The sequence below is a fragment of the Mesorhizobium sp. M0802 genome (genome assembly GCF_040320115.1).
Lineage (GTDB): Bacteria > Pseudomonadota > Alphaproteobacteria > Rhizobiales > Rhizobiaceae > Mesorhizobium.
The window spans coordinates 31679-53057 of sequence record NZ_JAMYOY010000013.1; the positions used below are offsets into that span (position 1 = coordinate 31679).

The 21379-nt window shown below is 64.1% G+C and carries 15 protein-coding genes; 9 read left to right on the forward strand and 6 right to left on the reverse strand.

Translation table 11 applies throughout. From position 1 onward, the window contains the following. Positions 1-155 precede the first annotated feature (155 nt). From NKI10_RS18610 to NKI10_RS18635, 6 genes are all read right to left on the reverse strand, one after another. Positions 156-1667 (reverse strand): ABC transporter ATP-binding protein, encoded by a 1512-nt coding sequence (locus NKI10_RS18610; RefSeq protein ID WP_352861359.1) that lies wholly within the window; start codon positions 1665-1667, stop codon positions 156-158. Between the two features lie 173 nt (positions 1668-1840). Continuing rightward, positions 1841-2866, reverse strand: coding sequence for a BMP family protein (locus NKI10_RS18615; RefSeq protein ID WP_023694458.1), 1026 nt, complete (start codon positions 2864-2866; stop codon positions 1841-1843). Positions 2867-2994: 128 nt separating this feature from the next. After that, complete coding sequence (locus tag NKI10_RS18620; RefSeq protein WP_352861362.1) at positions 2995-3942, reverse strand: ABC transporter permease; 948 nt, start codon at positions 3940-3942, stop codon at positions 2995-2997. A 2-nt stretch (positions 3943-3944) separates the two neighbouring features. Next, positions 3945-4916 (reverse strand): ABC transporter permease, encoded by a 972-nt coding sequence (locus NKI10_RS18625; RefSeq protein ID WP_023752675.1) that lies wholly within the window; start codon positions 4914-4916, stop codon positions 3945-3947. A gap of 1 nt (position 4917) precedes the next feature. After that, positions 4918-6435: a sugar ABC transporter ATP-binding protein gene (locus tag NKI10_RS18630; RefSeq protein ID WP_023732918.1), complete on the reverse strand. Its 1518-nt coding sequence runs from the start codon at positions 6433-6435 to the stop codon at positions 4918-4920. Positions 6436-6483: 48 nt separating this feature from the next. Next, positions 6484-7497, reverse strand: a complete 1014-nt coding sequence (locus NKI10_RS18635) for an ABC transporter substrate-binding protein (protein WP_023683930.1) — start codon at positions 7495-7497, stop codon at positions 6484-6486. Between the two features lie 204 nt (positions 7498-7701). On the opposite strand from NKI10_RS18635, the gene NKI10_RS18640 reads away from it, so the two are divergent. From NKI10_RS18640 to NKI10_RS18680, 9 genes are all read left to right on the forward strand, one after another. Then, on the forward strand, positions 7702-10122 hold the full coding sequence (locus NKI10_RS18640; protein WP_352861365.1) for a glucan 1,4-alpha-glucosidase: 2421 nt from the start codon (positions 7702-7704) through the stop codon (positions 10120-10122). A 41-nt stretch (positions 10123-10163) separates the two neighbouring features. Then, positions 10164-11177: a phosphogluconate dehydrogenase (NAD(+)-dependent, decarboxylating) gene (gene gnd, locus NKI10_RS18645; RefSeq protein ID WP_023683928.1), complete on the forward strand. Its 1014-nt coding sequence runs from the start codon at positions 10164-10166 to the stop codon at positions 11175-11177. Between the two features lie 23 nt (positions 11178-11200). Next, the gene (gene zwf / locus NKI10_RS18650; RefSeq protein ID WP_023687745.1) at positions 11201-12574 is read left to right on the forward strand and encodes a glucose-6-phosphate dehydrogenase; all 1374 of its coding nucleotides are present in this window, start codon (positions 11201-11203) and stop codon (positions 12572-12574) included. Between the two features lie 116 nt (positions 12575-12690). Continuing rightward, entirely contained in the window at positions 12691-13395 is a 705-nt protein-coding gene (locus NKI10_RS18655; protein ID WP_352861368.1) for an ROK family protein, read from the forward strand. Between the two features lie 214 nt (positions 13396-13609). After that, positions 13610-14074 (forward strand): Ros/MucR family transcriptional regulator, encoded by a 465-nt coding sequence (locus NKI10_RS18660; RefSeq protein WP_023687743.1) that lies wholly within the window; start codon positions 13610-13612, stop codon positions 14072-14074. A gap of 134 nt (positions 14075-14208) precedes the next feature. Next, positions 14209-15309 (forward strand): aminotransferase class I/II-fold pyridoxal phosphate-dependent enzyme, encoded by a 1101-nt coding sequence (locus NKI10_RS18665; protein ID WP_352861370.1) that lies wholly within the window; start codon positions 14209-14211, stop codon positions 15307-15309. Positions 15310-15467: 158 nt separating this feature from the next. Then, positions 15468-16709, forward strand: coding sequence for an MFS transporter (locus NKI10_RS18670; RefSeq protein ID WP_352861372.1), 1242 nt, complete (start codon positions 15468-15470; stop codon positions 16707-16709). A 361-nt stretch (positions 16710-17070) separates the two neighbouring features. Further along, entirely contained in the window at positions 17071-18177 is a 1107-nt protein-coding gene (locus tag NKI10_RS18675) for an efflux RND transporter periplasmic adaptor subunit (RefSeq protein WP_023687741.1), read from the forward strand. Continuing rightward, positions 18174-21377, forward strand: a complete 3204-nt coding sequence (locus NKI10_RS18680; RefSeq protein WP_023815310.1) for an efflux RND transporter permease subunit — start codon at positions 18174-18176, stop codon at positions 21375-21377. The genes NKI10_RS18675 and NKI10_RS18680 overlap by 4 nt, the downstream gene beginning before the upstream one ends. Positions 21378-21379 lie beyond the last annotated feature (2 nt).

Consider the following 21379-nt stretch of genomic DNA (forward strand, 5'->3'; position numbering starts at 1 on the left):
GATTGGCGAAACCATGGGTGAGAGCCCCTCTCCCCGTCTCTATACGGGGAGAGGATGCCGGCAGGCAGGTGAGGGGCAGCGCTGACGCTTAAAGTCAGCCAAAAGCGGGCAGTATTATTTGAGGTTTCTGCGAGGAACCGAGTGAGAAAGTCCATCTAGGCTCTGCCCTCCGCCCGGGTCATCAGCAGCCCAAGCCGCGCGATGGTCGCATCGGCGCTGTCCAGCGTGCCGGCGATGCGGCCCTCATACATCACCGCGATGCGGTCGCAGAGCACCAGCAGCTCTTCGAGATCCTCGCCGATGACGATGATCCCGCAGCCCTTGGCACGCATGTCGAGGAATTTTTCGTGGATGAAGCGGGCGGCACCGATGTCGAGGCCGCGCGTCGGCTGCGAGACGATCAGCACCTTCGGGTCGAAAGCCAGTTCGCGCGCCAGCAGCGCCTTCTGCAGATTGCCGCCCGACAGCGCGCCGGCGCGGGTCATCGGCCCGGGGCACCTAATGTCATAGGCCTTGATCTGTTCTTCGGCGAAGGCGCGGATCGCATCTGGCTTGAGCAGGCCCCGGCTGCTGAAAGCCGCAGTACCAATGCGCGGCAACACCATGGAATCGGCGAGCGGCAGATTGGTGACCAGCCCGGTCGTCATACGGTCTTCCGGGATGCGGCCAAGGCCGAGCGCCTGCACCTCGCGCGGCGAGAACCGCGTAACAGGTTTGCCGGCTATCGTCATCGCGCCGGCGTCGGGCGCGCGCGTGCCGGAAATCACCTCGGCCAGCGCCCGCTGGCCATTGCCGGAGACCCCGGCAATGCCGAGGATTTCGCCGGCGCGAACGGCAAGCGATACATCGCGCAGCGGCGTCCCCGAATGCCGTGAGGTGGAAATACCGTCGAGCGTCAGCACCGCCGCGCCTGGGGTCGAAGGTCCTCTTGCCGGCGGCACGATCTCATGGCCGCACATCAGCTGCGCCATTTCTGCCGATGTCGTGTTCGCCGGATCGTCGACACGGCCGGCGACGCGGCCGTGCCGCAATACGGTGCAGCGATGGGTGAGCGCCCGCACCTCGTTCAATTTATGCGAGATGAAGATGATTCCGAGCCCCTGCGCCGCCATCGAGCGCAGCGCCGAAAACAGCCCGTCGACCTCGCCCGGCGCCAACACCGCCGTCGGCTCGTCGAGGATTAACAGGCTGGCGCCGCGAAACAGCGCCTTGACGATTTCGAGCCGCTGCTGCTCGCCGACCGACAGCGCGGAGACAGGCAGGTTGGGGTCCAGCGTCAGCCCATGCCGACGGCTGATGTCGGACAACCGGGCAAGTCCGCCGGCGCGGTCGATGCGGCCGGATTTGCCGGGAATGCCAATCAGAAGGTTTTCCAGGACCGTCAGCCTTGGCGCCAAATGAAAATGCTGGTGCACCATGCCGATGCCGGCGGCCAGCGCATCGGCCGAACTGGTGATCCGCACGGTCTTGCCCTGGATAAGAATTTCGCCGGCATCCGGCGCATAGGCGCCGAACAGCACATTCATCAGCGTCGTCTTGCCGGCGCCGTTTTCGCCCAGCAGGCCGAGGATCTCACCTGGGGCGACGCTTAGATCGACAGCCTCATTCGCCTTGACGGCGCCGAAGCTCTTGGTGATGCCGCGCATTTCGATGAGAGGGGCGGACAAGGATGCTCCTGCGGAGATACCCCTCCCCCTCGAGGGGAGGGTGCCGAGCGAAGCGAGGCGGGTGGGGTCACCTCAACTGCCTCAACCCATGACTTAGCAGGATGGAGCACTTCGCGGAGGACCCCACCCGGCCCTGCGGGCCACCCTCCCCTCAAGGGGGAGGGTACGCCGAGCTAATCCGAAACCGGCGTGTTCTCGTCCACATCCACCCGGAAATTGCCTTCCAGGATCTCGGCCTTCTTCTTCTCGACCAGATCCTTCACATCCGCCGGCAGCGTCTTGTCGAATTTATGGTAGGGCGCCAGGAACGACCCGCCCTTGGCCATGCGCGAGAAATCGCCATAATCCTGCGCGGTGAAGACACCGGCCTTGACCAGCTTGATCGCCTGCTCGACCGTCGGATACATGTCCCAGACCGGCCCGGTTATGACCGTGTCGGGGCCGAGGCTCGACTGGTCGGACATGTTGGAGATGGCGAGGATCTTCTTGTCCACCGCCGCCTCGATGACGCCGAAGCGCTCGGCATAGATGACATCGACGCCGGCATCGATCTGGGCGACCGCCGCTTCCTTGGCCTTGGGCGGATCGAAGAACGAGCCAATGAAGGCGACCTTCTTCTTGATGTTGGGATTGACCTCCTTGGCGCCGGCAAAGAAGGCGTTGACCAGCCGGTTCACTTCCGGAATGCCCATGGCCGCCACCGCGCCGATCGTGCCCGACTTCGACATCTTGCCGGCGATCATGCCGGACAGATAGGCCGGCTCGTGGATCCAGTTGTCGAAGACGCCGAAATTGGGCTCGGCCGGGCCGGCGCCCGAGCCGAACAGCCATGCCGTCTTCGGGAACTGCTTTGCCGTGCGGCGCGATTCACGCTCGGCGGCGAAGGCGTCGCCCAGCACCAGCTGGTACCCGCCTTGCGCATATTCGCGCATGACGCGGCTGAAATCGGCGGTCTGCACCTTTTCCGACCATTTGTATTCGATGCCGAGTTCCTTCTCGGCCTTCTGCAGGGCGACGTGGATCTGGTTGTCCCACGGCTCCTCGATCGGCGTGGCGAAGATCGCCGCCACCTTCAGCTTCTTGTCCTTGGCGAGGGCTGCACCCGGCAGCATGGCTGCGGCCAGGCCAAGTGCGCCGAGTTCCAGCACGTCGCGCCGCGACAGGCCGGTCGATTGCGATTTGTTTTTCCGGTTTTCCATCTAGTGCCCCTCTGTTTGACAGCCGTGTCGAGCCGACTGTTCCGAAATCAGACGCGGAACTATGGAACGGGTGCGGACTTTTGTCCACATGGTCAAATTTGGCGGGACTGCTGCCGGGCTCACGCCTTTTAGCGCAGCGCTTTCTCGCCGCCGGCTACGGTGATGACGCCGACGATGATCAGCCCGGTCAGCAACAGCCGAACGCCGGCGCTGACGCCGAACGTGTTGAGCATGGTCAGAAGCAGCACCAGGAACAGCGCCGCGCCCCAGACACCGGGAACATTGGCCTTGCCACCGGCGACCGAGGTGCCGCCGATGACGACGACGGCGATCGAGGCCAGCAGGTACTCGTTGCCGATATCGACATTGGCGCCGCGGAAATAGCCGGCGAGCAGCGCCCCGTCCATGCCGCCGAGCGCGCCCGACAGCGTGTAAGTGAGGAAGCGGGTGCGGCCGACATTGACGCCGGCGAGCCACGCGGCGCGGATGTTCTGGCCGACCGCCAGCACCGAGCGGCCATAGATCATGCGCTGCAAGGCGATGGCCGCACCGATGGTGAACAATACGGTAAGGATCGCCAGCACCGGAATGCCCAGGATTTGCCAGTTGGCAAAATCGGCAAAGCCGGGCGGCGGCTTGATCTGCAGGCCACGCCCATAGCTGATGTCGATCGACTGGATGATGAAGCTGGCCGACAGAGTGGCGATGATCGGCGGGATCCTCAGCGCCCAGATCAGGAGATAGTTGACGGCACCGATGGCAGCGCCGCAGGCGAGCGCGGCGAGCAGCCCGACCACGATCATGGAATCGCTGCCGCCCATGACCTTCATGGCGACGGCACTGGCGAGCCCGATATTGGCCGGTAGCGACAGGTCGACATTGCCTGGCCCGAGCGTGATGACGAACATTTGGCCGACGCCGACGATGACGGTGAACACGGCAAGCGAAAGTGCCGCCGTGACCATGCCGCCGCCGCCATAGCCGCCGGTGAAAGCGATGGTCGCCAGCCAGACGAACATCGCGCCGATGAACGACCATATCCAGGGTTTGGCGACAAGCGATTTCACAAATGTCATCGCTACCTCTCCCTGCGGCTGATCAGGACGCGGGCCGCCAGCACGATGATCAGGATGGCGCCGTTGGCCGCGACCTGCCAATCCGGCGGGATGTGCATGAAGGTGAGCAGAGGCGATGCCGCCAGCGCCAGTGTCAGCGCGCCGAGCACGGCCCCTATGGGCGATACCCGGCCGCCGACGAACTCGCCGCCGCCGAGGATGACGCCGGCGATCGCCAGCAGCGTGTAGCCATTGCCGATATTGGCGTCGGCCGAGGTGGTGATGCCGATCAGCGCCATGCCGGACAGAACGCCGAACAGGCCGGTCAGCGCAAACAGCACGATCTTGGTGCGCAGCAGCGACCAGCCAGCGCGCCTGAGCGCCGCCGGATTGCCGCCGGATCCCCGCAGGATAACGCCATAGGAGGTGCGCATCAGCCCAAAATGCACCACCGCTGCGATCGCCAGCGCGGCGATGATAGGGAACGGAATGAAGGGCGGCTTGAAGGCCATCAGCGACAAGAGCCAGTCCGGCGCCTTGCCACCGGGCTTGGGCAGCACCAGAATGGCAAGCCCCTGCCAGACGAAGCTCATGCCCAGCGTCACCACGATCGACGGCAGATTGCGCAGATGGATCAATGCGCCCAGCAGTGCATAGACCCCGATGGCGCCGAGCAGGATGACCACGCCGAGCAGCGGCGCGTCCTTCAGCCAGGTCGCGGTGACGCAGCCGACAAAGCCGACAAAGGTGCCGATCGACAGATCGAGCTCATTGCCGGCGATGACGAACATCTGGGCGATCGTCGCCAGCGCGATCGGGATCGCCAGGTTGAGCATCAGGCTGAAGCCGAAATAGCTGATGGCGCGTGGGTTGAGCCAGGCGATGGCGATAACCACCAGCGCCAGCGACAGCGCCGGCAACAGGCTGCGCAACAGGCGCGCGCGGGCGGCACTGCTGCGCGGCGAGGTCGTCGGGCCGGGAGCGATTGCCGTCATCTCAGGCCGCATCGCCGAATGAGGACTGGATGATCTTTTCCTCCGTCAGCTCGTCGCGCGTGAGATTGGCGACGATGCGGCCGTTCTTGAAGACATGGATGTGGTCGCAATTGTCGAGCTCTTCGGTCTCGGTGGTGTACCAGAGGAAGGTCCGGCCCTTGGCCGCCTCCTCGCGCACGAGATCGTAGACCTCAAGCTTGGTGCCGATGTCCACGCCGCGCATCGGATCGTCCATCAGCACGATCTGCGCATCGGAACCCAGTGCGCGGGCAAACAGCGCCTTCTGCTGGTTGCCGCCGGACAGCGAGAAGATGTTGTTGGTCATGTCAGGCGTGCGGATGCCGATCTTCTGCTTCCAAAACTCAGCAAGCTCGGCCTCGCGCTGCGGCGAGATCAGCAACCCTTTGCGCAGCCGCGCCAGCGAGCGGATGCCGATGTTTTCGGCAATAGACCATTGCGGGAAAATGCCGTCCGATTGGCGGTCTCCGGCCACCAGCGCCACCGGGGCGGTCACCTCGATATCAAGCCTTCTACGCGTCGCGGCGGCAAAGATCGCCAGCAACAGGTCGGTCTGGCCATGGCCGGCAAGCCCGGCAAGCCCGATGATCTCGCCGGCGCGAGCGACAAGCTCCTTGCCGTCCTGCTGCCGCTCGGGCCGCGCCCGCACCCTGAGCGGGCCCGCCGCCGGCCTGGCGGCGATCTCCGCCGCGATCTTCTCGCGCGCTTCCGCGCCGCCCATGGTGGCCACCAGCCGGTCGCGGTCGAACGCTTTTGCAACGTCCGTGGCGACCACCTTGCCGTCGCGCATGACCACGATGCGGTCGGCATTCTGCAGCACCTCGCCCAGCACATGCGAGATCAGGATGCAGCTGCCCCCGGTGGCTACGAAACGGCGCACGAAGGCAAGCAGCTGGCCCGCAGTATGCGCGTCCAGCGAAGAGGTCGGCTCGTCGAGAATGACCAAGTCGAGCGGATCGCGCGTCACCGTGAAGGCGCGCGCCACCTCGACCATCTGCCGCCGGCCGATGGAGAGATCGCCGGCAATGTCGTCTGCCGAGATGCCGTGATCCGGAAAGATTTCGTCCAGCTTGGCGGCAATGAGAGCAGCCGCCTTGCGTCGCCAGCCGAAGCCGGTGAGCGCCGGATGGTTGATGCGCGTATTCTCCGCGATACTGAGGTTAGGGCAGAGCGACAGTTCCTGGAACACGCAGCGTATGCCGAGTTTCAGCGCGCGCGCCACCGAGTAGTCGGTTTCGGCATTGCCACGCACCGCGATCTCACCGCCATCGGGCTGCAGCGTACCGGCCACCATATGCATCAGCGTCGATTTGCCGGCTCCGTTGTGGCCGACCAGCCCGACGCATTCGCCTGATACAACATGGAAGTCGACGCCGTTAAGCGCCCGAACGGCGCCGAAATGTTTTTCGGCGCCGTTCAGCCTGATGATGTCCAAATGGGCGGCGCCGAAATGTTTTTCGGCGCCGCCCAGTCTGATGATGTCCGTATTGGCCTCAGGCATGCTCAACGATATCCGGTCGGTCATGCCGCTGGCAATGAATGCAATGCATCACTTGATATTGGCTTTGATCGCCGCGATTGCGTCTTCCTGGCTGTATTCGTGGGTGGCGACGCCGCCCTCCTTGATTTTCGGCAGCTCGGTCTCGAAATTGTCCTGGGTAAAGGCGAGATACGGCACCAAAAGGTCATGCGGAATGTCGGTGCGGCCGTCGAGCACCTGCTGCGCCACCCAGAAGGCCAGCGACGACACGCCGGGCGCGATCGAGGCCGACCAGGTCTGGTAGCCATCCTTGTCCTTCTGCTCCTTCCACCATTTCAGCTCGTCCTGGCGGTTGCCCATGATGATGGTCGGACGCGGCTTGCCTGCGGCGGCAAAGGCTTGTGCCGCGCCATAACCGTCACCGCCCTGGTCGACGATGCCGACGATGTCGGGCAACGAAGGCAGGATCGTCGCGACCGCCTTCTGCGCCGTCGTCTGGTCCCAGTCGCCGGTCACCGAACCGACGATCTTGAACTCGGGATGGGCGGCGACGCCTTCCAAGATACCGGCATGGATGGCATCGTCGATCGAGGTGCCGGCAAGGCCGCGGATTTCCAGCAAATTGCCGCCCTTGGGCTGGAACTTGGCCATCTGCTCGACTTCCTGCTTGCCCATGTCCTTGAAGTCGACGACGACGCGGTAGGCGCAAGGTTCGGTGACCGTCCCGTCGAAGGAGACGACGACGATGCCGGCATCGCAGGCCTGCTTGATGGCGCCGTTCAGCGCATCCGGCGATGCGGCATTGATGACGATGGCGTCATAACCCTGCAGGATCAGGTTCTGCACCTGGGCAGCCTGCGTCGGCACTTCCTTGTCGGCGGTGGTGAAGATGTCGGCGGCGCCGACGATCTTGTCCTCCACCGCCTTCTTGGTGACGATGCCGTAGCTGTCGAGCATCGCCTGGCGCCACGAATTGCCGGCGTAATTGTTGGAGAAGGCGATCTTCTTGCCGCTGGTGTCGGCAAGCGCCGTGCCCGAGGCGAGCATCGCCGCCAGAGCGCTCAGGACGAGCAGTTTCTTCATGTCATAATCCTCCCATGGATTGTCGGCCCCGCCGACTGTTGCTGATGGTTTTGGCGTTGGCTGCCTGTTTTTTATCTATTGTCAGACAAATGCAGATGAGCTCGCTTGTCAACTGCGATCGGTTACGCTTTGGCGATCAACTTCAGGTGCGATGATTGAAAAGCCTTCGCCTGCTGGTCTAGGGAAGGGCCCAGGAGACCATGCATGGCAGCGACGCCGCCGACCCTTCCCCCCAGTGCACCCAAAAGAATGGGCGCGCCCGGAATTCCGGCGCGCTGGACGTCAAGCGCCAAGAGCGGCGTAGGTGCCGCGCTTTCGACGGCGAGCCGCGTCTGGTTCACGCTCAGCCATGGCATCGTCAATGAAGTCTACTATCCCGGCCTCGACAGCGCCTGCACGCGCGACATGGGACTGCTGGTCACCGGTCCCGGCGGCTGGTTTTCCGAGGAGAAGCGTGACGCCACACATGCCATCGAGCCGTTCGAGGACGGCGTGCCCGCCTACCGGCTGATCAACGCGACGGCGCGTTACCAGATCGAAAAGCGCATCCTGGCGGATCCGGCGCGCCCGGCCTTGCTGCAGGAAACCAGCTTCACGGCACTCGAGGGCGTGGCCACGGACTACCGCGTCTACGCCCTGCTGGCGCCGCATCTGGTCAATGCCGGCATGGGCAACACCGCCTGGACCGACGAGCACAAGGGGAGGCCGATGCTGTTCGCGTCCGGGCGCGGCACCTGCCTGGCGCTTGCATCCTCGCTGCCCTGGGGTGATTGCTCGGCCGGCTATGCAGGCTTTTCCGACGGCTGGCAGCAACTCAGCCGCGCCGGCCGGCTCAATCCGGCCTGCCAAAGGGCGGAGGACGGCAATGTCGCGCTGACCGGCGAGATCGGCTTTTCCTTACGCAACAGCAAAGCCTTGCTTGCGCTTGGGTTTGGGGCAACGCCGGATGAAGCGGCCGAAAACGCCGCCGCCAGCCTGAAACGCGGGTTTGAGCCGGCGGCAAAGGTCTATGTCGCGAAATGGCGGAAATGGCAGGCAGGCCTGACGGCGCTCGACCACCATGATGCATCCGGCCTCAACACCTACCGCGTCAGCACAGCGGTGCTGGCGACACACCTGTCGCTGGCGAGGCCCGGTGCGGCCGTCGCCAGCCTGTCGATCCCCTGGGGGTTCAGCAAGGGCGACGACGACCTTGGCGGATATCATCTGGTCTGGCCGCGCGACCTCGTCGAAATTGCGGGCGGCTTCCTCGCCGCCGGCGATCCGGCGCAGGCGCTTGAGATCCTCGCCTATCTCCGTTCCATCCAGCAGCCGGACGGCCACTGGCCACAAAATGTGTGGCTCGACGGCTCGCTCTATTGGCCGGGCATCCAGATGGACGAATGCGCCTTCCCGCTGCTGCTTGCCGATGCGCTCCACCGCGCCGGCCACCTGCCGCGCGCAAAGCTCGCCGCCTTCATGCCGATGGTCGAGAAAGCAGCGTCCTATGTCGTGCGCAATGGCCCCGTCACCGGGCAGGACCGCTGGGAAGAGGACGCGGGCTACAGCCCATTCACGCTCGCCGTCGAAATATCGGCACTGCTTGGCGCCGCCGATCTGTTCGACGTCAACGGCAAACCCGAGCCGGCTAACTATTTGCGCGAGGTCGCAGATTGCTGGAACGACCAGATCGAGCGCTGGACCTATGTCAGCGGCACACCGGAGTGCCACGAGGCTGGCGTCGACGGGTACTACATCCGCATCGCGCCGGCCGACGCTTCAGGCGCCGCATCGCCGAAGGACGGCTTCGTACCGATCAAGAACCGTCCGCCGGGCGATACCGACAAGCCGGCCGAAGCGATTGTCAGCCCGGACGCGCTGGCGCTGGTCCGCTTCGGCCTCAGGGCCGCGGACGATCCGCGCATCGTCGGCACGGTCAAGATCATCGACGCGCAACTGCGCTGCGACCTGCCGCAAGGGCCTCTATGGTACCGCTACACCAGCGACGGTTATGGCGAACACGCCGACGGCGCCCCCTTCGACGGCAACGGCCAGGGCCGACCCTGGCCGTTGCTGGCCGGCGAACGCGCCCACTACGAGCTGGCCGCCGGCCGCAAGGACAAGGCGGCAAGCCTGCTCGACACATTCGAGGCTTCGGCTGGGGTGGGCGGTCTGCTGCCGGAACAGGTCTGGGACGGCGCCGACATACCGGAGCGCGAATTGTGGCTGGGCAAGCCGTCGGGCAGCGCCATGCCGCTGGTCTGGGCGCATTCGGAACACATCAAGCTGTTGCGCTCGCTCCGCGACGGCGCCGTCTTCGACATGCCGCCGCAAGGCGTCAAGCGCTATGTCAGGGACAAGACCGGCTCGCCGCTGAGGATATGGCGCTTCAACAACAGGCTGCGCACCATGGAAGCCGGCAAGACGCTGCGGGTTGAACTGCTGCAGCCGGCACTGATCCGCTGGAGCGGCGACCAGTGGCAGACCAGCCATGAAATCAACACGTCCGTGAATGTCTTTGGCGTCCATATGGCGGATCTGCCGGTGACCGATATTCCGCGAGGTAATACGATCGTCTTCACTTTTTTCTGGCCCGACGGCGACCGTTGGGAGAATGTCGACTTCACCGTCGGCATTGAGAACTAACTCGCCAGCAATTTCTTTCCTCAAGCGACTAGGACAACACCATGCAGATCGGAATGATGGGACTGGGCAGGATGGGCGCCAACATGGTGCGCCGCCTGATGCGCGACGGCCATCAATGCGTCGTCTACGACATCAACCCGGCAAGCGTTGCCGCCCTGGTTGCCGATGGCGCCATCGGCGCCGCATCGATGGAGGAGTTCGTCGGCAAGCTTTCCAAGCCGCGCAGCGCCTGGCTGATGCTGCCGGCGGCGATCACCGGCAAGATCGCCGACCAGGTGGCAGCATTGATGGAGCCCGGCGACATCATTATCGACGGCGGCAATTCCTATTATCACGACGCTGTCGACCAGGCGGCCGAGCTTGCGGCCAAGGGCCTGCACTATGTCGATGTCGGCACCAGCGGCGGCGTTTGGGGCTTGGAGCGCGGCTACTGCCTGATGATCGGCGGCCCCGATACGGCGGTCAAACACCTCGATCCGATCTTCGCCACGCTGGCGCCCGGCGCCGATGCCGGCGCCACGCCCGACAAGGCGGGCGGGACCGCACCCTTTGGCTACCTGCATTGCGGACCGAGCGGCGCCGGCCATTTCGTCAAGATGATCCACAACGGCATCGAATATGGCGTCATGGCCGCCTACGCCGAAGGCATGAACATCCTGAAATCGGCCAATGCCGGCAAAAGACAGCGCACTGCCGACGCCGAGACCAGCCCTTTGGAAAACCCGCAATACTATCAGTTCGACATCGACCTGCCGCAGGTGGCCGAGGTCTGGCGCCATGGCAGTGTGATCGGCTCCTGGCTGCTCGACCTCACCGCCGGCGCTCTGAAGAGCGACCCGGCATTGGCCCAGTTCGGCGGCCGCGTCTCCGATTCCGGTGAAGGCCGCTGGACGCTGAAGGCGGCGATCGACACCGGCGTGCCGGCGCCGGTTCTGTCCTCGGCTTTGTTCGACCGCTTCTCCTCGCAGGGCGAATCCGAATTCGCCGACAAGCTGCTGTCGGCCATGCGCTATGCCTTTGGCGGCCATGTCGAAAAGCCGAAGGCCGGCAAGTGAAGGCCGCAGGGGAGACGCGCAAGATGAGCCCGGAACGGTCCGACACGCTGGTGCTCTTCGGAGCAACCGGCGACCTTGCCCACAAGAAGATATTTCCGGCCCTCTACCAGATGGTAGCCAAGGGGACGCTGACCGAGCCGGTGATCGGCGTCGCCTTCGATGCCTGGGACATCAACCAATTGCAGGCGCGGGCCCGCGACGGCATCGTCAACGCTCTCGGCAAGATCGACGAAAAGATCTTCGCCAAATTCGCCAGTCTGCTGCGCTATGTCAGCGGCGACTACCGCGACGGCGCGACCTTCGAGAAGCTGAAGACGGCGCTCGGCTCGGCGCAGCGGCCGCTGCACTATATGGCGGTGCCGCCGACCATGTTCGAGACCGTTGTCCAGGGGCTGGAGCAATCCGGTACCGCGCATGGCGCGCGGCTGATGGTGGAAAAGCCGTTCGGCCACGATCTCCAATCGGCGCGCTGGCTGAACCGCGTGCTGCATCTGGTGTTCGAAGAGCAGTCGATCTTCCGCATCGACCACTATCTCGGCAAGGAGGCGATCCAGAACCTGCTCTATTTCCGCTTTGCCAATTCCTTTCTCGAGCCGATCTGGAACCGCAACTTCGTCGAAAGCGTACAGATCACCATGGCCGAGGACTTCGGCGTCGAAGGCCGTGGCAAATTCTATGACGATGTCGGCGCTATCCGCGATGTGATCGAGAACCATCTGCTCAACATCCTTTTGCTGCTCGCCATGGAACCGCCGGTCGGCCGCTCGGCCGACGATCTGATCGACGAGAAGGTGCAGGTGCTGCGCGCCATCCGCACGCTGACCAAGGACGACGTCGTGCGCGGCCAGTTCACCGGCTACCTCGCTGAACCCGGCGTGAAGCCGAACTCGCCGGTCGAAACCTTTGCTGCCGTGCGCTTCATGGTCGACACCTGGCGCTGGCAGGACGTGCCGTTCTTCATCCGCACCGGCAAGAACATGCCGGTGCATGTGACCGAAGTGATCGTGCGGCTGAAGCGGCCGCCGCTCGACGTCTTCGATCCGATCAAGCCCAGCGACGCAAATTACGTGCGCTTCCGCATCGACCCGCAGGTGGCGATCTCGATCGGCGCGCAACGCAAGGCGCCCGGCGACGATATGGTCGGCGAGCAGGTCGAGCTCACCGCGCTCGACGATTCGAAGGGCGACATGCCGCCCTATGAGCGGCTGATCGGCGATGCCATGAACGGCAATGGCCAATTGTTCACCCGCCAGGATGCCAGCGAGCTTGCCTGGCGCATTGTCGGCCCGGTGCTCGGCGACACCACGCCGCCGCATATGTATGAGCCGAAGACCTGGGGGCCGGCCGACGCCATGGCCAGCTTCGGGCCGCCCAACGGCTGGATCAATCCGAGTTGAGCAATTCAGGAAGGTGCGAGCGGTTTTTCCGTCCGGAATTGCGTAAAAACAAAGAGTTGGAGCGTTCCCCCGTTCCCTGAAACGGGGGAATGCGCCAAGTGAGCGGAGGAAACGACATGGCCAAGGCAGCCAGGCCCGCGAAGGCCAAGGCCGAACCGATCGTGCTGACGATCGATGTCGGCGGCTCGCATGTGAAAATCCTCACCAGCGCAGGCGGCGAGATGCGCCGAGCCGATTCCGGACCGGACCTGACACCGCAGCAGATGGTCGCCACGGTGAAGACGCTGGCCGAAGGGCTGGCCTATGACGTGATCTCGATGGGCTATCCCGGCCCGGTCAGGCACAACAGGCCTTCGCTCGATCCCGCCAATCTCGGCAAGGGCTGGGACGGCTACGATTTTGCCGCCGCCTTCGGCAACCCGGTCAAGATCGTCAACGACGCGCTGCTGCAGGCGATCGGCAGCTACGATGGCGGGCGCATGCTATTCCTCGGCCTCGGCACCGGCCTGGGCGCGGCGATGATCCTCAACAATGTCGGCCAGCCGATGGAACTGGCGCATCTGCCGTACCGCAAGGGCGGCAGTTTCGAAGATTATGTCGGCGAGCGCGGCCTGGAGAAATACGGCAAGAAGAAATGGCGCAAATACGTTTTCGACGTCGTCGGGCGGCTGCGTGCGGCGCTGCAGCCGGATTATGTCGTCATCGGCGGCGGCAATGTCGACAGACTGGATGAATTGCCCGCCACATCCAGGCGCGGCGACAATACGCGCGCTTTCGAGGGCGGTTTTCGACTATGGCGCGACAAGGCGCTCATCGTCTGATAGTATTAAAATTCAGTATAGTTGTTCAAAATGACGTGTGGCGCGATACGAAGTCATTGCGTTACGCAGATTTGGCGATTAGATCGGTGGCACCGGATGGAATCATCTGGCGCAACCGCACATATGCGGCAAGACAAATGACTAGAGCGGATTTCCGGCTCCGCTGGGACCACTCTGGGAGTTTCCGCCACCCCCCTAGCGACGGAGAGATAAATTGGCCGACGACAGCAACGACTCTGACAAGGACATCGACCTGCTCGAGCTTACCGCCCATATCGTGTCCGCTTATGTCGAGAAGAACCGCTTGCCCGTTGCCGGCCTGAGCGATCTCATCGCCAGCGTTGCGGCGTCGATCGGCGGGCTCAGCCAGCCGCCGGCCCCAGTGGCGGCGCCGCAGATCCCGGCCGTCAATCCCAAGCGGTCGGTGACGCCGGACTACATCATCTGCCTCGAGGACGGCAAAAAATTCAAATCGCTGAAGCGCCATCTCGGCGTCCATTTCAACCTGACGCCGGAAGCCTATCGTACCAAATGGGGCCTGCCGGCCGACTATCCGATGGTTGCCCCCAACTACGCGGCGTCGCGCTCCGAGCTGGCCAAGTCGATCGGCCTCGGCCGCAAGGCCGCAGTGGCCGCGCCGGCCAAAGCCAAGGGTCGGAAGGCCAAAGTTCCGGCCTGAGTGGGATCAGCGCCTCGGCCCTGAGCCAATCGTTTGGACGACTGGAACAGAAGCCTGCCGGCGAATGAGCCTTGGCAGGCTTCGTGCTTTTATGGCTTGTACCTCCGAGTGTCAGGACTTTGGGGGGAGCAGCCATGAACTACGCCAGAATGGTGATCGAGAAAGAGGCGCCGGAGGAATACGGCTACGATCGCATTCGGTTCAATCTCTCCGAAAGCTCGATCGCCGATCAGAAACTCTCCGACGTCGGCCTGTCGCTGCCGGATCTCACGCTGTTCTACGGCGAGCATCGCGGCGACAAGGAGTTGCGGGCGCTGATCGCGGCGCAGGATTCCGGCATTTCGCCTGACGATGTTCTGGTGACCGCCGGTGCGGCGGGCGCGCTCTTCATCATTTCGACCTCGCTTCTGTCGGAGCGCGACCACCTTGTCGTCGTCCGGCCGAACTACGCCACCAACATCGAGACCCCCAAGGCGATCGGCTGCGCCATCTCCTATGTCGATCTCGATTTCGACGCAGGCTTTGCCATCGATTTCGGCCGCGTCGCCGCCAGCATGCAACCGAACACCAAGCTGATCAGCGTGACCTGCCCGCACAACCCGACCGGCACGATGATGGGCCGGGCCGATCTCGACGCGCTGATTGCGCTGGCCGAAGCGAGCGGCTGCCATCTGCTGGTCGACGAGACCTATCGCGACCTCTCCTATGGACAGCGCCTGCCGGCGGCGGCTTCTCTCAGCCCCAAGGCGATCAGTGTCTCGTCGCTGTCGAAAGCCTTCGGCATTCCCGGCATCCGCATTGGCTGGCTGATCACCAGCGATGCTGAACTGCAGGAGCGCTTCCTCGCCGCCAAGGAGCAGATCGGCATTTGCGGCAGCGTGATCGACGAAGGAATTGCGCGCGGCATGCTGGAGCGCCGCGACGCTTTCTTGGCCGCGCTGCTGCCCGAGATGGCGAAACGCCGCGACATCGTGCAAGCCTGGATCGACCGCGAGCCGCTGGTCGACTGGGTGCGGCCACAAGGCGGCGTCGTTGGATTTCCAAGGCTCGTTGTCAGTCCAGACTTCGACCTCGACCGTTTCTACGTCAATCTGCTGGAAAGCCACGGCACCTATGTCGGTCCCGGCCACTGGTTTGATATGCCCAAGCGCTTCTTCCGCGTCGGTTTCGGCTGGCCGAAAGAGGCGGAATTACAGGGCGGCCTCGACGCCATTTCCGCCGCGCTGAGGCAGTAACGTCCGCGTGCAATCGGGCGAGCGGCTTGAAAACCGCTTGATCCGGGCCCGATTTTCACGCATACGCGCCCCGAACTTTGATAAGTTTCATTGGCCGGAACAGCGCCCATTTCCGGGAAGTGCCCCGCCGGCCAATGCAAGCAACGGGGCCTGTATCCATGACATCCCATTCCCATACACCGCCTGACCGGCGTTACGCCGCCTTCCGCCATCGCTCCTTCCTGAGCTATTGGGCGGCGCGTTTCCTGACCACCTTCGCCACCATGATCGTGTCCGTCGCCGTCGGCTGGCAGATCTATGATCTGACGCGCGATCCCTTCGATCTCGGCGTTGTCGGCATCGTCCAGTTCCTGCCGTCGCTGCTGCTGGTGCTGGTCACCGGCGTTGTCGCCGACCGTTTCGGCCGCCGCCTGATCATGGCGCTGGCGACGGTAGTCGAGGCAGGTTGTGCGCTTGTCCTGTTGTACTTCACGCTGCGCGGTCTCGTCAGCCCGCTGCCGATCTTCATCGTGCTGGCTATGTTCGGCCTGGCGCGCGCTTTTTATGGGCCGGCCTCGTCGTCGCTGTTCGCCAACCTTGTTCCGCCGGAAGATTTCGGCAATGCGATCGCCTGGAACTCGTCCGCCTGGCAAACGGCGACCATTGTCGGCCCGGTCGCCGGCGGCCTGCTCTATGGCGTCTCGGCCGAAGCCGCTTACGCCGTTGCCTCCGTGCTGATGCTGGTGGCCGGTCTGCTGATGTTCACCATTCCGAAACCGGCCCAGCAGAGCGCCACCGACAAGCCGACGATGGAGACGCTGTTTGCCGGCTTCCGATACATCTGGAGCGAGAAGATCGTCCTGGGCGCCATCTCGCTCGACCTCTTCGCCGTGCTTCTGTCCGGTGCCTCGGCGCTGCTGCCGGTCTATGCCCGCGATATTCTGGAACTCGGCCCGTGGGGCCTCGGCCTGCTGCGCTCGGCGCCCGGCATCGGCGCCATCTGTGTCGCGGTCTGGCTTGCCGGGCATCCGCTGCGCGACAATGCCGGCAAGATCATGCTCGGCTTCGTCGCCGGGTTCGGCGCCTTCACCGTGCTGTTCGGCGTCTCGACCATCACCTGGCTGTCGATCCTGGCCCTTGCCGGCCTCGGCGCCACCGATATGTTCAGCGTCTATATCCGGGAGACGCTGATCCAGCTGTGGACACCCGACGAGGTTCGCGGCCGCGTCAACGCCGTCAACCAGGTCTTCGTCGGCGCCTCCAACGAAGTCGGCGAGTTCCGCGCCGGCACCATGGCGGCGCTGATCGGCACCGTGCCGGCGGTGGTGATCGGCGGCGTCGGTGCGATTGCCGTCGCCGGACTGTGGGCGGTGCTGTTTCCGCAACTGCGAAGGGTGCGGCATCTCAACAGCCGCAACTGATCGAGTAAGCCGCAGGATCCGGCGTTCGGTCCAAATCAGCTTGCGCCGATGACGGCTGAGATGGGCCGGAAGCGGATGGGCCGGTTCTGGGCGAACTAGCCAGATGGCGGGGCAGCCACAGGGTGGACATTTCAGTCCGTATGGAAAATGATCATGTTGCCATGCACAATACTGCAGTGCTCTGGTCTCGACGAGAAACCTTAAATATAGAAGAGAACCACCCGACCTCCGGGTCCAGCTAGCGGGGACGCAAATGGACACTTCAGGGAATCGGCAATCGCATCGCGACGCAAGCGGGCGACCCAGCCGATCGGTCGGCTGGCTGGCCCGCTCCGCCGTCCCAGTGGCATTCCTGCTCGGCATGGCTTTCAGCAGCAACGCGTTTGCGCAGGACCAGCAACTGCCGGTGGTGACGGCGGCCAAGCCGGTGGTGCGTGAAATCGTCGAAGACGACGAGTTCGTCGGGCGCTTCGAAGCCGTCGACGAGGTCGCCATCCGTTCGCGCGTCAGCGGCTATCTGGACAAGATCAGCTTCCAGGACGGCGCACTGGTCAACAAGGGCGACCTGCTCTTCACCATCGACCAGCGTCCGTACCAGGCGGCCTACGATGCCGCCAAGTCGCAAGTAGACGTCGCCAAGTCCCTGCTCGAATTCTCCAAGATGCAGCTGGATCGCGCCGATGAACTCGCCAAGACCGGCAATATCTCGGCCGCGACGGTCGACGACCGCCGGCGGGAATACCTTTCGGCGCAGGCGCAGATGCAAGGCGCGACGGCTGCGCTGACGACGGCCAACCTGAACCTGGAGTTCACCGAGATCAAGGCGCCCTTGTCCGGCCGCATCGACCGCCGGCTGGTGTCGGTCGGCAACCTCGTGCAGCCGGATTCCACCTTGCTGACGACCATCGTCACGCGCGATCCGATCGACTTCTATTTCGACGTCGATGAGCGCCTGTATTTCAGCTACGCCCGCGACGCGAAGGAGCGCGGCGGCAGCATGCAGGAAGGCGCCGGCGGGCTCGAGGTGGTGGTTCGCGTCGCCGACCGCGCGGAGGCGGTATTCAAGGGCAAGCTCGATTTTGCCGAGAACCGGATCGACAACGCGACCGGCACCATGCGGGTGCGTGCAAGGTTTGCCAACGCCGACGGCGTTCTCCAGCCAGGCATGTTCGGGCGCATCAACGTGCCGGGGTCGCTGCCGCATAGCGGCGTCCTGGTGCCCGACGAGGCGGTCGGCGCCGATCAGGATCGCCGCATCGTGTACCTGGTGGATGAGGCCGGGATGGTGTCGGCGAAGCCCGTGCGCACCGGCCCGCTTCTCGACGGCTACCGGGTGATCCGCGCGGGCCTGACCGGCGACGAGACGATCATCGTCAACGGGCTGATGCACGCCAGGCCCGGCACCAAGGTGAAAGTCGAGATGGTGACGTTGCCGCCCAAGGTCGAGACCGCCGGGTTGCAGCAATGAGGTTCGCCCATTTCTTCGTCGACCGTCCGATCTTCGCATCGGTGGTTTCGATCGTCCTCCTGATCCTCGGCGGGATTGCTTATACCCAGCTGCCGATCGCGCAATATCCCGAGATCGCGCCGCCGACCATCGTCGTTCGCGCCCAGTACCCGGGCGCCGACGCCGAGACGGTCGCAGCGACGGTGGCAACGCCGATCGAGCAGGAGATCAACGGCGTCGAGGGCATGCTTTACATGTCGTCCTATTCGTCCGGCGACGGAGCGATGGCGCTGACCATCACCTTCAAGCTAGGCACCGATCTCGACCAGGCGCAGGTGCTGGTACAGAACCGCGTCTCGGTCGCCGAGCCGCGCCTGCCCGAAGAAGTCCGCCGCCTCGGCATCACCACCATCAAGAGCTCGCCCGACCTGATGATGGTCGTGCACATGCTGTCGCCCGACAATACCTACGACCAGCTCTACGTCTCGAACTACGCCCGCTCGCGGGTGCGCGACATATTGCTCAGGTTGGACGGCGTTGGCGACCTCATCATCTTTGGCGAACGCGAATATTCGCTGCGCATCTGGCTCGATCCGGAAAAACTGTCCGCCCTGGGGATGACCTCGGGCGATGTGGTGCAGGCGCTGCGCGACCAGAACGTCCAGGTGTCGGGCGGCTCCATCGGCGCGCCGCCGACCAATACCGGCACGGCGTTCCAGTACACGGTCACCACGCAAGGCCGCTTCAACGACGCACGGGACTTCCGATACGTGATCGTCAAATCGGCCGAAGACGGCCGCCTGATCCAGCTGCAGGACGTGGCGCGCATCGAGCTCGGCGCCAAGGATTACGTCACCAACTCCTATCTCAACGGCAAACCGGCGGTGGCGCTCGCCATCTTCCAGCGGCCAGGCACCAATGCGCTCGCCGCAGCCGCGGAGATCCAGGACAAGATGAAGGAGCTTTCCCAGGACTTCCCGAAGGGATTGAGCTACGACATCGTCTACAATCCGACCGAGTTCGTCGCCGAGTCGATCCAGGAGGTCTACAAGACGATCCTCGAGGCGATGGTTCTGGTCATCATCGTCATCATCGTCTTCCTGCAATCGTGGCGCATGGCGATCGTGCCGATCGTGGCGATCCCCGTGTCGCTGATCGGCACGCTGGCGGTGCTTTACGCCGCCGGCTTCTCCCTCAACATGCTGACGCTGTTCGGCCTCGTGCTGGCCATCGGCATCGTCGTCGACGATGCGATCGTCGTGGTCGAGAACGTCGAGCGAAATATCGCCAGCGGGCTGGCGCCCAATCCGGCGTCGCATCTGACCATGGACGAAGTCGGAACGGCGGTCATCGCGATCTCGCTGGTGCTGATAGCGGTGTTCGTGCCGACAGCCTTCATTCCCGGCATTTCCGGGCAGTTCTACCTGCAGTTTGCGATCACCATCGCGGTGTCGACGGCGATCTCGGCATTCAATTCGCTGACGCTCTCGCCGGCCTTGGCCGCGCTGCTGTTCAAGCCGCACCACACTGCTGCCGCGCCGCCGCGCTTTTTCCTGGCGCGGTTCGGACGGGCGCTCGCCGACGGCTTCAATCGCGGCTTCGACAAGGTCGCCCATTGGTATTCGAGCATCGTGCGCGTGTTGGTCGGCTCGCGGATAGCGATCGCCGCCACGCTGGCCGTTTTCGCGGCCCTCATCTACGCCACAGTCTATATGGTTCAGACGGTGCCGCGCGGTTTCATTCCGTCGCTCGACCAGGGCTATGCGATCGTCGTCGTCCAGTTGCCGGACGGCGCCTCGCTATCGCGGACCGATGCCGTCATCCAGCAGGCGTCGCAGATCATCCAGAAAACGCCGGGCGTCGACTACGCGGTCGCCTTCGCCGGCTTCTCCGGTGCCACCTTTACCAATGCCAGCAACGCAGGCGTGATCTTCGCCAGGTTCAAGCCGTTTGACGAGCGACTGGAAGCCGGCCAATCGGCGACCCAGGTCATCGGCAATCTGTTCGGCAGCCTGCAAAGCATCAAGGAAGCCTTCATTATCGCACTGCCGCCGCCGCCGATCCGCGGCGTCGGCAATGCCGGCGGCTTCAAGCTGCAGATCCAGGAGCGCAACAGCGCCGACATGCGGCAGATCCTGGCGCTTGCCTATGAAATTGCCGGCAAGGCCAACAAGACGGCGGGGCTGACCGGCGTGTTCACCACCTTCTCCGCGTCCAGCCCGCAATTCTTCCTGGCGATCGATCGCGACAAGGCGCGCATCCTGAACGTGCCGATCCCCAACATCTTCGAGACGCTGTCGATCAATCTGGGCACCGCCTACGTCAACGACTTCAACGCTTTCGGGCGCGTCTACCAGGTGCGCGCGCAGGCCGACCAGGCGTTCCGCCTCGATCGCGCCGACATCTTGAAACTGAAGGTGCGCTCGGCGACCGGCGCGCTGGTTCCGCTGGGCACGTTGATCGAGATCCGCGACGTCACCGGCCCGGCGCTGGTCCAGCGCTACAACATGTACGTCTCCGTGCCGCTGCAGGGCAACGCCGCGCCCGGTGTTTCCACCGGCGATGCGCTTGCCAAGATGGAAGCAATCACGGCACAGACGTTGCCGGCCGGTACCTCCTACGAATGGACCGAACTCGCCTATCAGGAGCGCAACACCGGCAATGCCGCTGTCTATATCTTCGGACTGTCGGTGCTGTTCGTGTTCCTGGCGCTGGCGGCGCAATATGAAAGCTGGGTGCTGCCGTTCGCCATCGTGCTGGTGGTGCCGCTCGGCGTGCTCGCAGCGTTGCTCGGCGTGTCGTTCCGAGGGCTGGACAACAACATCCTCGTGCAGATCGGCCTCATCGTGCTGATCGGACTTGCCGCCAAGAACGCGATCCTCATCGTCGAATTCGCGCGGCAGGCGCAGGAACGCGGCCTGTCGGCGGCCGAGGCTGCCGTCGAAGCCTGCCGGCTCAGGCTGCGGCCGATCCTGATGACCGCCTTCTCGTTCATCCTCGGCGTCGTGCCGCTGATGATCGCGACGGGCCCGGGCGCCGAAATGCGCCAGTCGCTCGGCACCGCGGTGTTCTCCGGCATGCTCGGCGTCACCTTCGTCGGCCTGTTCCTGACGCCGGTGTTCTACGTCACGCTCAGGTCGCTGTTTTCACGGCGCAATCCGCATGCCGAGGCCGAGCCTTCGGCACCGGCAGAGGTGCCGTCCGAGACGGCCGCCGAGTAGTG